Consider the following 13,554-nt stretch of genomic DNA (forward strand, 5'->3'; position numbering starts at 1 on the left):
GGGCCATTGGCCGGGGCGAGGGGAGAGACAGGGATGCGGCTCAGTGGGAGGACGCGGGCGACGGCCGTCGCCGTGGCCGTGCTCGGCGGGCTGCTCGCCACCGGGGCCCCGGCCGCGCTCGCCGCTCCCCCGGACCCGGCGTCCAGGTCCGCGGCGGACCGGAGCCGCGCGGCGGACGCCGCGCTCCCCGCCGTGTGGCCGCGCCCGCAGAGCATGGCGGCGGCCGGGCCCGCGGTCGCCCTGGGCCGCGAGGTCACGCTGATCGCGGACCCGGAGGCCGATCCGTACGCCGTGCAGGCGCTGCGCGCGGTCCTGGCGGACGCCGGGGTGCGCACGGTCCACGAGGCGCTGCCGGGCGCCGGTCCGGTCCTGCGGCTGGGCGGCGACGGGGCGGCGGACGCGCTGCGCGGCCTGGGCGCCCCGGACCGCGCGGATCTCCCGGCGGGCGGTTACCGGCTGGCGGCCGGGCGGGTCGCGAAGCGGGACACGGTGGCGGTCGAGGGCGTCGGCGAGGACGGGCTGTTCCACGCGGTGCAGACGCTGCGCCAGCTGGTCCGGGGCGGGAAGGTCGCCGCGGTCACCGTCCGGGACTGGCCGGCCACCGCCGTACGCGGACTGACCGAGGGGTTCTACGGGCAGCCGTGGAGCCAGGAGGACCGGCTGGCGCAGCTCGGCTTCCTGGGGCGCACCAAGCAGAACCGCTATCTGTACGCGGCGGGCGACGACCCGTACCGCCAGGCCCGCTGGCGCGACCCGTACCCGGCGGCGCGGAAGGCCGACTTCCGGGCGCTGGCGGAACGGGCCGGAGCCGAGCACGTGACGCTCGGCTGGGCGGTGGCGCCGGGTCAGGCCATGTGCCTGTCGTCGGACCGCGACCTCAAGACGCTGAACCGCAAGATCGACGCGATGTGGGACCTGGGGGTCCGGGTCTTCCAGGTGCAGTTCCAGGACGTCAGCTACAGCGAGTGGCACTGCGCGGCCGACGCGGACGCCTTCGGCAGCGGCCCCGCGGCGGCGGCCCGGGCGCAGGCCCGCGTCGTGAACGGCGTGGCCCGGCACCTGGCGGAGCGCCACCCGGACGCCCTGCCGCTGTCGGTGATGCCGACCGAGTACTACCAGGACGGCGCGACGGCGTACCGCACGGCGCTCGCCCGGGAGCTGGCGGACGGGGTCGAGGTCGCCTGGACGGGCGTCGGCGTCGTACCGAGGACCATCACCGGCGGGGAACTGGCCGGGGCGCGCGCCGCGTTCCGGCACCCGCTGGTGACCATGGACAACTACCCGGTCAACGACTACGCGCAGGACCGGATCTTCCTCGGCCCGTACACCGGCCGGGATCCGGCGGTGGCGTCCGGTTCGGCGGCGCTGCTCGCCAACGCGATGGAGCAGCCCGCCGCATCCCGCATTCCGCTCTTCACGGCCGCCGACTTCGCGTGGAACCCGAGGGGCTACGACTCCGCGAAGTCCTGGGAGGCCGCGATCGACGACCTCGCGGGCGGCGACGGCCGGAGCGGCGGCGCGCTGCGGGCGCTCGCGGGCAACAGCGCGGGCTCCGTGCTCGGCTCCACCGAGTCCGCGTATCTGCGGCCGCTGATCGCCGCGTTCAGCGAGGCGTACGCGGGCGGCGACGGCAAGGCGCTCGACGCGGCGGCGGACCGGCTGCGGGAGGCGTTCGGCGAGATGCGGGCGGCCCCGGCGCGGCTCGCGGGCGTCGCCGGGGGACGGCTCGGGGACGAGGTCCGCCCGTGGAGCGCGCAGCTGTCCCGCTACGGCCACGCGGGCGAGCTGGCCGTGGACCTGCTGTGCGCCCAGGCCCGGGGCGACGGGGCCGCCGCCTGGCGGGCGTCCCTGGCGCTGGAACCGGTCCGCGCGGACATCGCGGCGGGCGGCGCGAAGGTCGGCGAGGGCGTGCTCGACCCGTTCCTGGACCGGGTCCGCGAGGAGGCCCGCTCCTGGACCGGCACGGACCGGCCGGGCGGCAAGGTGTCGCAGGCGCCGGGCAGCTATACGGTGCGGCTCGACCGGGCCCGTCCGCTGGAGGCGGTCACCGCGACGACCGTGCCGGACGACGGGGCGGCGGTGGGCGCGACGGTCCAGGCGCATGTGCCGGGCGAGGGGTGGCGCGCGCTCGGCCCGCTGTCGGCGAGCGGGTGGACCCAGGCGGCGGGCGAGGGGGTGCGGGCCGACGCGGTCCGGATCAGCTGGCCGGCCGCGACCCCGCTGGCGGGCGGTGCCCCGCCCCTGATCATCCCGCCGCTGGCCGGGGCGTCCGTCCGCGCGGGGACCGCCCCGGACGTGCGCTCCCTGGTGCCCTGGTTCGGCGACGAACCGGCCGCCCGGCTGGACCTGGCGCGCGGCGAGACGGACGCGGTCATCGGCGGCGGGCCGCAGGAGGTCCGGGCCCGGCTGTCCGGCCGCCGCCCGGCCGAGGTGCGCGGCCGGCTGACCGCGAAGGCGCCCGAGGGCATCGAGGTCCGGGTGCCGAAGCGTACGACCGTGCCGCGCGGGACGCGGACCGAGGTCCCGGTGGAGATCACGGTCCCGAAGGACACCCCGGCCGGTGAGTACGCGGTGCCGTTCACCTTCGGGGACGAGCGGACCACGCTGACCGTGCGGGCCTACCCGCGCACCGCCGGGCCGGACCTGCTGCGCGGGGCCACCGCCTCCTCGTCGGGCGACGAGACCGCGGATTTCCCGGCGGCCGCCGCGTCCGACGGCGACCCGGAGACCCGCTGGTCCTCCCCGGCGGAGGACGGTTCGTGGTGGCAGGCGGAACTGCCCGCCCCGGTCCGCCTCGGCAAGCTGGAGCTGCACTGGCAGGACGCGTACGCCTCGCGCTACCGCGTCCAGGTCTCCTCGGACGGCCGCACCTGGCGCACCGCCGCGACCGTCCGCGAGGGCGAGGGCGGCCGCGAGTCGGTGCGGATGGACGCGAAGGACACCCGGTTCGTGCGCGTGGTGGGCGACGAGCGGGCCACGAAGTACGGGATCTCGCTCTGGTCGGCCGAGGCGTACGCGGTGGCGGAGGACGGCTGAGGGGGCCGGGGCGCGGGCAGGCCGGAGTCCCGGTGCGGCGGACCGCCCCGGGAAGCAGACAGGCCCGGTCTCAGGCTGAGATGCCGTCGATCCGGGCCATCGCGTCGTCCGCGCCGAACGGTTGCAGATAGGGCAGCCAGCGCGGGTCGCGGTGCCCCGTGCCGATGATCCGCCAGGCCAGTCCGGTCGGCGGGGCGGGCTGCTGGTGCAGCCGCCAGCCGAGCTCGGGCAGATGGCGGTCGGCCTTGACGTGGTTGCAGCGGCGGCAGGCCGCCACCACGTTGTCCCAGGCGTGCCGGCCGCCCCGGCTGCGCGGGATGACGTGGTCGACGCTGGTCGCGGCGGCCCCGCAGTACATGCAGCGCCCCCCGTCCCTGGCGAACAGGGCCCGCCGGGTCAGCGGAACCGGACCCCGGTAGGGGACGCGGACGAACCGCTTGAGCCGGACGACGCTGGGGGCCGGGACGACCCGGGTTTCGCTGTGCATGAGGGCGCCGGACTCCTCAAGACAGATGGCCTTGTTCTCGAGGACGAGGACGAGTGCGCGGCGGAGCGGTACGACGCCGAGCGGCTCGTACGACGCGTTGAGAACCAGGACATGCGGCACGTATGCCTCCTTGTACGCCGGCGGCGCGTGGCTCGCGCCGGGACGATCTCCGCTCTCAGTCTCCCCTCACGCCTGGTCGGAGCGCCACCACGTACGGGTAACGGGCCGGAAGGAATTTTTCCCGCACGGGTCCCCCGTTAGTGTGGTTGTTCAGCGCTCTTCCGCTCAGCGCCCGCCCCCTGGAGGTCCCGTCGTGTCCCTGTCCGCCCTGTTGGCCGCAGCCCCGTCACCCGAGCCGGGCGGCTCGCTGGACGAAGCCGCGAAGCAGGCGGGAGACGCCGCGGGCTGGGTGGAGGAGAACTGGTCCACCTGGCTGAACACAGGGCTGCGGATCGTCCTCATCGCGGCCGTCGCGGTCGTTCTGCGCCATCTGGTCCGCCGCGCCCTGAGCAAGTTCATAGAACGGATGAACCGCAGCGCGCAGGCCGTCCAGGGCACCGCGCTGGGCAGTCTCCTGGTCAACGCGGAGCGCCGCCGCCAGCGGTCGGAGGCGATCGGCTCGGTGCTCCGTTCGGTGGCCTCGTTCCTGATCCTGGGCACCGCGGCGCTGATGATCCTGGGCGCGTTCCAGATCAATCTGGCCCCGTTGCTCGCCTCCGCCGGGGTCGCCGGCGTCGCGCTCGGCTTCGGCGCCCGCAACCTGGTCACCGACTTCCTGTCCGGGGTCTTCATGATCCTGGAGGACCAGTACGGGGTCGGCGACCAGATCGACGCGGGCGTCGCCTCCGGCGAGGTCATCGAGGTGGGCCTGCGCGTCACCAAGCTGCGCGGTGAGAACGGCGCGATCTGGTACGTCCGCAACGGCGAGGTCAAGCGGATCGGCAACCTCAGCCAGGGCTGGTCCACGGCGGGCGTCGACGTCCAGGTCCGCCCGACGGAGGACCTGGAGAAGATCCGCGCGGTGATCACCGAGGCCGCCCAGGAGATGGCCAAGGAGGACCCCTGGACCGAGCGGCTGTGGGGCCCGGTGGAGATCCTGGGCCTGGACACGGTGCTGCTGGAATCGATGACGGTCCGGGTCAGCGCGAAGACCATGCCGGGCGAGGCGGCCGGTGTGGAGCGCGAGCTGCGCTGGCGCATCAAGGTGGCCCTGGACGCGGCGGGCATCAGCATGGTGACCGGCACCCCGGAGGAGGCCGCGGAGGGCGCCGACCCGACGGCCGGGATGGCCGCCCCGTCCGCGTACGCCTCGGCGACCTCGCCGCAGTCGCTCGCCACGACCCCGATCCCGCCGAGCACCACGAAGTAGCCCGCCCGGCCCGGTAACGCTTTGGTTGCCACCGGGGGTCAGGTCATTGACGCCCCGGTGGCCCGGGCCCTACCTTCCTCTCACCGAATAGGAAACTTTCCTAACAGAGGGGCAGGTGCCACGCTCATGGCCGGAAACACGCCGGGCACACCCAGCGTTCTGCGCGCCATGAACGACCGGGCCGCCCTGGATCTGCTCCTGGAGCACGGCCCCCTGTCGCGGACCCGGATCGGGAAGCTCACCGGGCTCTCCAAGCCCACCGCCTCCCAGCTGCTGGCCCGCCTCGAAGCCGCCGGGCTCGTCGTCGCCACCGGGACCGCCGCCGGGCGCCCCGGCCCCAACGCCCAGCTGTACGCGGTCAACGCCTCGGCCGCCCATGTCGCCGGGCTCGATGTGAACGCCCACCGGATCGTCGCCGCCGTCGCGGATGTGACCGGCGAGACGGTCGGGGAGTTCGAGCTGCGGACCCCCGGGCGGCGCGCCGACAGCGTGGTGCGCGAGGTGACCGAGGCGCTGGACGGCGCGGTCGCGGCCGCCGGGCTGACCCGGGCCGACGTGCACCGGGTGGTCATCGGCACCCCGGGCGCCTTCGACCCGAACACGGGCCGGCTGCGGTACGCCTCGCACCTGCCGGGCTGGCACTCCACCACGCTGCTCGACGAGCTGGCGGCGGTGCTGCCGATGCCCGTCGAGTACGAGAACGACGTCAACCTCGTCGCGGTGGCCGAGCAGCAAAGCGGCGCGGCCCGGGGCCACGACGACTTCGTGCTCCTGTGGAACGAGGAGGGCCTGGGCGCCGCCCTCGTCATCAACGGCCGGCTGCACCGGGGCTTCACCGGGGGCGCCGGCGAGGTCGGCTTCCTGCCGGTGCCGGGGGCGCCGCTGGTCCGCCAGGTCACCAAGGCCAACGCGGGCGGCTTCCAGGAGCTGGCGGGCGCCCAGGTGCTCGCGCGGCTGGCCCGGGAGCTGGGCATCGAGGACGCGCCGGGCTCCGGCACCCATCACGAGGTCGCCGCCGAGCTGGTGGGCCGGGCCGCCGAGGCCGCGGAGCGGGGCGAGGCGGGGCCGTACACCGCGCTGCTCGACCGGTTCGCCACCGGCCTCGCGACCGGCCTGGCCTCCCTGGTGGCCGTCCTCGACCCCGAGATCGTCGTGCTCTCCGGCGAGCTGTTCTCGCGCGGCGGGGAGCAGCTGCGCGCCCGGGTCGCGGCCGAGCTGGCCGAGCTCGCCGCGTCCAGGCCCCGGCTGCTCGCCGGGGACGTCACCCAACGGCCCGTTCTGCGCGGCGCGCTGGAGAGCGCGCTGGCCACCACCCGCGACGAAGTGTTCGACACCTCACGCTGACCTCTCACCTTCCTTCCGTCCGTCCCTTGCTGCCCACCGCTTCACCGGGAGACACCACCATGTCCGGAAACCGCCGGAAGCCGGCCGTCGCGCTCGCCGCGACCGCCGCGATAGCCCTGTTCGCCTCCGCCTGTACCGGGCAGAGCAGCTCCGGGGCCAACGATGACGCGTCCAAGGAGACGACCATCACGTTCTGGCACGGCTGGAGCGCGCCGGGCGAGGTGAAGGGCATCGAGGCCACGATCGCCGCCTTCGAGAAGGCCCACCCCAACATCCACGTGAAGGTCGTCGGCAACATGACCGACGACAAGATCAACCAGGCGCTGCGCGCCGGGGGCTCCAAGGCGCCGGACGTGGTCTCGTCGTTCACCACGAACAACGTGGGCAAGTTCTGCTCCTCGAAGGCGTTCGTGGACCTCAACCCGTTCCTGAAGAAGGACGGCATCGACCCCGAGGCCACCTTCCCGAAGGCGATGAACGAGTACACCCAGTACGACGGGGTGCGCTGCACGGTCCCGCTGCTGGGTGACGCGTACGGGCTCTACTACAACAAGGACGCGTTCAAGAAGGCCGGGATCGCGAACCCGCCGAAGACCTGGTCCGAGTTCGCGGCCGACGCCAAGAAGCTGACGAAGACCAAGGGCGACTCGTACGAGCAGCTGGGCTTCATGCCGAACTACCACGGCTACGAGTCGACCACCGAGCACTACCTCGGTGCCTGGAACCCCACCTACTTCGACGCGGACGGCAAGTCCAACATCGCGAAGGACCCGGCGTTCGCCGCGCTGCTCACCAGCCAGAAGAAGCTGGTCGACTCGCTCGGCGGCTACGCGAAGCTGGAGAAGTTCCGTACCGGCTTCGGTGACGAGTGGGGCGCCAAGCACCCGTTCCACACCGGCCAGGTCGCCATGCAGCTGGACGGCGAGTGGCGGCTCGGCATGGCCGAGGACACCAAGCCGGGCTTCGAGATCGGGGTGGCCCCGATGCCCGTCGCGGACGACGAGGCCGACACGTACGGCAAGGGCTATCTGACCGGCACCATCGCGGGCATCGCCGCCACGTCCGGCAAGCAGAACGCGGCCTGGGAACTGGTCAACTTCATGACGACCGACACCGACGCGGTGGTGAACTTCGCCAACGCCATCCACAACGTGCCCTCCACGCTGGCCGCGCTGAAGTCGCCGAAGCTGAAGTACGACCCACGCTTCAAGGTCTTCCTGGACATCGCGGCCAACCCGAAGTCGACCACCACCCCGCCCTCGGTGAACGGCGGCGCGTACCTGACCTCCCTGCAGAACCTCGGCTTCGACGTCGAGAAGGGCAAGCAGAAGGACGTCCAGGCGGGTCTGGAGAAGACCGCCAAGGAAATCGACGCGGCGATCGACCAGGCGAAGTAGAGCCGACGCGATGAGCACGTACACACTCCGTTCGAAGCGCCGCAGGTCGGCGCTTCGAACGGCGGCCTTCATGTCGCCCTGGCTGATCGGGTTCTGCGTCTTCTTCGCCTACCCGCTGATCTCCACGGTCTACTTCTCCTTCACCAGCTACGACGGCTTCTCCGCCCCCGAGTTCAGCGGCCTCAAGAACTGGTCGTTCGTCTTCAACGACTACCCGCTGTTCTGGCCGGCGCTGCGCAACACCCTGTGGCTGGTCATCGTGATGGTGGCCTGCCGGGTGGTCTTCGGACTCGGCGTCGGGATGCTGATCACCAAGATCAAGACGGGGACGGGCGTCTTCCGGACGCTGTTCTACCTGCCCTATCTGGCACCGCCGGTCGCCGCCACGCTGGGCTTCGTCTTCCTGCTCAACCCCGGCACCGGGCCGGTCAATTCGATCCTCGGCGACCTGGGGATGGGCACGCCCGGCTGGTTCACCGACGCCACCTGGTCCAAGCCCGCGCTGACCGCGCTCGCGGTGTGGGGGGTGGGCGACCTGATGGTGATCTTCATGGCCGCGCTGCTCGACGTACCGAAGGAGCAGTACGAGGCGGCGGAGCTGGACGGGGCGACCGCGTACCACCGGTTCCGTTACGTCACGCTGCCGAACATCTCGCCGATCATCATGTTCGCCGTGGTCACCGGCATCATCCAGACGATGCAGTACTACACCCAGCCGCTGGTGGCCGGGAAGGTCGCGTCCGGGGTCATGGGCGGTTCGGGCCAGCAGTTCGAACCCGGCTATCCCGACAAGTCGACACTGACGCTTCCGCAGCTGGTCTACAACCTCGGTTTCCAGCGCTTCGACTACGGCTCCGCCTGTGTGGTCGCGCTCGTTCTCTTCGTCCTCGCCATGGCGTTCACCGCACTGCTGATGCGGCGCCGCAGCGGACTGATCCAGGCAGGTGAGTGACATGGCGCAGGTTCTCGACCACCCGAAGGCCGCCGGACCGGTGAGTGACCCCGTCACCCCGGCCCAGCGCGTCGCGCGCCGCAAGGCGCTGCTGAACTGGATCGCCGTGCACGCGCTCGGCGTAGCGGCGGCGCTCTTCTTCGTGCTGCCGTTCGTCTTCCTCGTGCTCACCTCGCTGATGAGCGACCAGCAGACCCTCACCCGGGACCTGTGGCCGCACCCCTTCGAGTGGGCCAACTACAAGCGGGTGTTCGACACTCCGGGCTTCCTCACCTGGTGGCGGAACACCCTGCTGTACGCGGGAGCCGGCACCGTCCTCACCGTGGTGTCCTCGCTGCCCGTGGCGTACGCGCTCGCCAAGTTCCGCTTCCGCGGCCGGCATCTGTCGCTGATGCTCGTCATCTCGATGATGATGCTGCCGCCGCAGGTCGTGGTCATCCCGATGTACCTGTTCTGGGCCAAGCAGCTGGACCTGTCCGGCACGCTCTGGCCGCTGATCATCCCGATGGCCTTCGGCGACGCGTTCTCCATCTTCCTGCTGCGGCAGTTCCTGCTGACCATCCCCGACGAGTACCTCGACGCGGCGAAGGTCGACGGCTGCGGCGAACTGCGCGCCCTGCTGCGCGTGGTGGTGCCGATGGCCAAGCCGGGCATCGCCGCGGTCGCCCTCTTCCAGTTCTTCTACGCCTGGAACGACTACTTCGGCCCGCAGATCTACGCCTCCGAGAACCCGGGGGCCTGGACGCTGAGTTATGGACTGGAGTCCTTCAAGGGCGCGCACCACACCGACTGGAACCTGACCATGGCCGCGACCGTTCTGGTCATGGCCCCCGTGATCGTCGTCTTCTTCTTCGCACAGAAGGCTTTTGTCGAGGGCGTCACACTGACCGGAGTAAAGGGCTGAACCATGAAGCTCGCTGTAGTGGGTGGCGGGTCCACCTACACCCCCGAACTGATCGACGGATTCGCCCGGCTGCGTGACACGCTGCCGGTCGAGGAGCTGGTCCTCGTCGACCCGGCCGCCGACCGGCTCGACCTCGTGGGCGGCCTCGCCCGGCGGATCTTCGCCAAGCAGGGCCACCCGGGCCGCATCGTCACCACCTCGGACGTCGACGCGGGCGTCGCCGGAGCGGACGCCGTCCTGCTCCAGCTGCGCGTCGGCGGCCAGGCCGCCCGCAACCAGGACGAGACCTGGCCCCTGGAGTGCGGCTGCATCGGCCAGGAGACCACCGGGGCCGGCGGCCTCGCCAAGGCCCTGCGCACCGTCCCGGTCGTCCTGGACATCGCCGAACGGGTCCGGCGCACCAACCCGGACGCCTGGATCATCGACTTCACCAACCCGGTCGGCATCGTCACCCGCGCCCTCCTCCAGGCCGGTCACAAGGCCGTCGGCCTGTGCAACGTGGCCATCGGCTTCCAGCGCAAGTTCGCCCGGCTGCTCGACGTGGCCCCCGGCGAGGTGCACCTCGACCACGTCGGGCTGAACCACCTCACCTGGGAGACGGGGGTCCGCCTCGGCGGCCCGCAGGGCGAGGACGTGCTGCCCCGGCTGATCGCCGAGCACGGCGACGCCATCGCGGACGACCTGCACATGCCGCGCGCGGTCGTGGACCGGCTCGGCGTCGTCCCCTCGTACTACCTGCGGTACTTCTACGCGCACGACGAGGTCGTCCGCGAGCTCGGCACCAAGCCCTCCCGGGCCGCCGAGGTCGCCGCCATGGAGAAGGAGCTCCTGGCGATGTACGGCGACCCGGCGCTCGACGAGAAGCCCGCGCTGCTCGCCAAGCGCGGCGGCGCCTTCTACTCGGAGGCGGCCGTGGACCTGGCGGCGGCCCTCCTGGGCGGCGGCGGCTCGGCGCACCAGGTGGTCAACACGTACAACAACGGCACCCTGCCGTTCCTCCCGGACGACGCGGTGATCGAGGTCCAGGCGAAGGTCGACGGCTCGGGCGCCACGCCGCTCGCCGTGCCCACCCTGAACCCGCTGTACGCGGGGCTCATCGCCAACGTCACGGCGTACGAGGACCTCGCCCTTCAGGCCGCGCTGCACGGCGGCCGGGACCGGGTGTTCAAGGCGCTGCTCGCGCACCCCCTGATCGGCCAGTTCGAGTACGCCGAGGCGCTGACCGACAAGCTGATCGCGCACAACCGGGAGCACCTCGCGTGGGCGTGAACGGTTCCGTCCTCGCGATCGACGCGGGGAACAGCAAGACCGATGTGGCCCTCATCGGTGCGGACGGCACGGTGCTGTCCACGGCCAGGGGCGGCGGGTTCCAGCCGCCCCTGGCCGGAGTGGAGACGGCCGTCGACGTGCTCGGCGCGGCGGTGGAGCGGGCGTTCACCGAGGCCGGGGCGGACGCCGGGCAGGTCGCCCATGTGTCCGCCTGCCTCGCCAACGCGGACCTGCCGGTCGAGGAGGAGCAGCTGACGGTGGCGCTGGCCGCGCGCGGCTGGGGCCGGACCGTCGAGGTCCGCAACGACACCTTCGCGATCCTGCGGGCCGGGGTGGACGAGCCGCGCGGCGTGGCCGTGGTGTGCGGCGCGGGCATCAACTGCGTCGGCATGGTCCCGGACGGGCGCACCGCGCGCTTCCCGGCGATCGGACGGATCTCCGGTGACTGGGGCGGCGGTTCGGGTCTGTCCGAGGAGGCGCTGTGGTTCGCCGCGCGCGCCGAGGACGGCCGGGGCGAGCCGACCGAGCTGGCCCGGACGCTCCCCGCGCACTTCGGGCTCGACTCGATGTACGCGCTGATCGAGGCGCTGCACCTGGGCCGCATCGCGACGGAGCGCCGCCACGAGCTGGCCCCGGTGCTCTTCGCGACGGGTGCCGCCGGCGACCCGGTCGCGCGGGCCCTGGTGGACCGGCTGGCCGAGGAGGTCGTGGCGCTGGCCTCGGTCGCGCTGACCCGCCTCGGGCTGCTGGACGAGGAGGCGCCGGTGCTGCTCGGCGGCAGCGTTCTGGCGGCGCGCCATCCGCAGCTGGACGACCGCGTCCGCGAACTCCTCGCGGCGCGGGCCCCGAAGGCCGTGGTGCGCGTGGTGCAGGAGTCGCCGGTCCTCGGCGCCGGGCTCCTGGGCCTGGACCACACGGGCGCGGCGCCCGGGGTGCACGCGAGGCTGCGCGCGCAGTACGCCTGACCACCGGGCCGTCAAGGGCGTCCCGTAGCCTGCGGGTTGCGGGGCGCCTTTCGCGTGGAGGGAACCGAATGGGTGTCCCAGTCGTGTTGTTGATGGGGAGGACGGTCCGGAGGGGGATCGTGCCGTTCGCCTTGATCAACGGCGCCGGTCTTGATCGAATGCGGTTGACCGCGGCCGGTCACCGCCGGCCGCCGCGTGGTCCGGTGCCCGATCCAGGCGTTCTGGATGTGGGTACCGGTCCCTGAGGCCATACTTCTGGCCGGGCACCAGTCCCCCGATCGGCCGGGGGCGGGCCGCCGTCAGTGACCGAGGGGGAGGTCGAGTGACACACCCGCCGAGTGCGCGTGAGGCGCTGCAACGCGCGCTGGGACAGCCGCCTGCGCCGGAGGCCGCGCCCGCGCCCATGCCGGCGCCCGCGCCCGTGCCGCAGCAGCCGAGCACCCGGGCCGCCGTCGTGGGGCGACTGCGTGCCGCCGCGACCACCGAACCGGGCCGGCTGCGCATCATCGGGGCCGTCCTGGCGCTCCTGGTCCTCGTGTTCGGGGCGGTGACGGCGGTCGAGATCAACGACCGGGCCGCCTCCGCCGACGACGTGGTGGAGCGCAGCCAGCCGCTCAGCGCGGACGCGGCGGGCATCTACCGCTCGCTCGCGGACGCGGACGCGGCGGCGGCGAGCGGCTTCCTGGCCGGGCCGCAGGAGCCGCGCGCGGTGCACGACCAGTACGTGAAGGACATCGAGGAGGCGTCCCGGCTGCTGGTGAAGGCCGCGGCGAACACCGACGCGGCCACCGCGTCCGGCCGCGAGATCACCACGCTGAACGAAGGACTCCCCCGCTACACGGGCCTGATCGAGCGCGCCCGCGCCAACAACCGCCAGGGGCTCCCGCTGGGCGGCGCCTATCTGCGGTACGCGAACCAGGCGATGTCCGGTGAACTGCTGCCGGCCGCCGAGCGGCTGTACGCGGCGGAGACCGGCCGGCTCGGCGAGGACCAGAGCTCGGCCCGGAGCTGGCCGCTCTTCTCGCTCGTCGCCGGGGTCGTCGCGCTGGCCGTGCTGGTCTGGGCGCAGCGCCGCAACTACCGCCGGACGAACCGGGTGTTCAACCACGGTCTGCTGGCCGCGACGGCCGCGACGGTGGTGCTGCTGCTGTGGCTCGCGGTCGGGCACACGGTGGCCAGGTCCGGCCTGGCCGAGGCCGATTCGCACGGGCAGCGGCCCATGGACGTGCTCAACCGGGCGCGCATCGACTCGCTGAAGGCGCGCGCCGACGAGAACCTGACGGTGGTCGCCCGGGGCGCGGTGCTCACCGCGGACGGCAAGAACGACAAGTACGAGACCGACTACACGGCGGGCATGAAGGCGCTCGGCGGCGAGCTGGCCGCGGCGGCGAAGCTGGCCGACGACACCGGTGACGGCGAGGGCGGCAAGCCCGTCGCCGCGGCGGCCGCGGCGGTCAAGGAGTGGCAGGGCCGCCACCGTACGGCCCGCACGACCGACGATGCCGGGGACTACGAATCGGCCCTGGAGCAGATCATCGGCCAGGAGAACTCGACCGGCGAGTCCTTCAAGAAGGTGGACGACGCGCTGCGCGACGCCCTGGCGCACGAGCAGGACGACTTCACCCGGGCCGCGCGGGACGGCCGCGGCGCCCTGGGCGGCCTGCCGGCCGGCGCGGTGATCCTGGCCGTGCTGGGCGCGGTCGCGGGGATCGTCGGCGTCAACCGCAGGCTCTCGGAGTTCCGGTGACAGGGGGAGCGATGACAGCGAAGGACCCGAGGACGGGCCTTTCCGGGCACGGACGTCCACTGCACCGGCTGCGCGGCTGGGGCG

10 protein-coding genes are annotated in these 13,554 nt (G+C 72.9%); 9 read left to right on the forward strand and 1 reads right to left on the reverse strand.

All coding sequences use genetic code 11. The features are described from left to right. Nucleotides 1-33: 33 nt before the first annotated feature. On the forward strand, nucleotides 34-3,036 hold the full coding sequence (locus AMK18_RS17990; RefSeq protein WP_073863538.1) for a beta-N-acetylglucosaminidase domain-containing protein: 3,003 nt from the start codon (nucleotides 34-36) through the stop codon (nucleotides 3,034-3,036). A gap of 70 nt (nucleotides 3,037-3,106) precedes the next feature. Here the strand turns inward: AMK18_RS17990 and AMK18_RS17995 are convergent, their stop codons facing one another. Continuing rightward, nucleotides 3,107-3,643, reverse strand: coding sequence for an HNH endonuclease (locus AMK18_RS17995; protein WP_018106039.1), 537 nt, complete (start codon nucleotides 3,641-3,643; stop codon nucleotides 3,107-3,109). A gap of 193 nt (nucleotides 3,644-3,836) precedes the next feature. On the opposite strand from AMK18_RS17995, the gene AMK18_RS18000 reads away from it, so the two are divergent. From AMK18_RS18000 to AMK18_RS18035, 8 genes are all read left to right on the forward strand, one after another. Further along, on the forward strand, nucleotides 3,837-4,892 hold the full coding sequence (locus AMK18_RS18000) for a mechanosensitive ion channel family protein (RefSeq protein WP_018106038.1): 1,056 nt from the start codon (nucleotides 3,837-3,839) through the stop codon (nucleotides 4,890-4,892). Between the two features lie 126 nt (nucleotides 4,893-5,018). After that, nucleotides 5,019-6,236 (forward strand): ROK family transcriptional regulator, encoded by a 1,218-nt coding sequence (locus AMK18_RS18005; RefSeq protein ID WP_073863539.1) that lies wholly within the window; start codon nucleotides 5,019-5,021, stop codon nucleotides 6,234-6,236. A gap of 59 nt (nucleotides 6,237-6,295) precedes the next feature. Beyond that, nucleotides 6,296-7,633 (forward strand): ABC transporter substrate-binding protein, encoded by a 1,338-nt coding sequence (locus tag AMK18_RS18010; RefSeq protein ID WP_073863540.1) that lies wholly within the window; start codon nucleotides 6,296-6,298, stop codon nucleotides 7,631-7,633. Nucleotides 7,634-7,643: 10 nt separating this feature from the next. Next, a complete protein-coding gene (locus AMK18_RS18015; RefSeq protein ID WP_026171911.1) occupies nucleotides 7,644-8,585 on the forward strand; it encodes a carbohydrate ABC transporter permease in 942 nt (313 codons plus the stop codon). 1 nt (nucleotide 8,586) lies between these two features. After that, on the forward strand, nucleotides 8,587-9,489 hold the full coding sequence (locus AMK18_RS18020) for a carbohydrate ABC transporter permease (RefSeq protein WP_073863541.1): 903 nt from the start codon (nucleotides 8,587-8,589) through the stop codon (nucleotides 9,487-9,489). A 3-nt stretch (nucleotides 9,490-9,492) separates the two neighbouring features. Further along, nucleotides 9,493-10,758 (forward strand): 6-phospho-beta-glucosidase, encoded by a 1,266-nt coding sequence (locus AMK18_RS18025; protein WP_073863542.1) that lies wholly within the window; start codon nucleotides 9,493-9,495, stop codon nucleotides 10,756-10,758. Beyond that, nucleotides 10,749-11,723, forward strand: coding sequence for an N-acetylglucosamine kinase (locus AMK18_RS18030; protein WP_073863543.1), 975 nt, complete (start codon nucleotides 10,749-10,751; stop codon nucleotides 11,721-11,723). Before AMK18_RS18025 ends, AMK18_RS18030 begins: the two co-directional genes overlap by 10 nt. A 403-nt stretch (nucleotides 11,724-12,126) precedes the next feature. Continuing rightward, nucleotides 12,127-13,470, forward strand: coding sequence for a hypothetical protein (locus AMK18_RS18035; RefSeq protein WP_073863544.1), 1,344 nt, complete (start codon nucleotides 12,127-12,129; stop codon nucleotides 13,468-13,470). The last annotated feature ends 84 nt before the right edge of the window (nucleotides 13,471-13,554 follow it).

The organism is Streptomyces sp. CB01249, assembly GCF_001905735.1.
Lineage (GTDB): Bacteria > Actinomycetota > Actinomycetes > Streptomycetales > Streptomycetaceae > Streptomyces.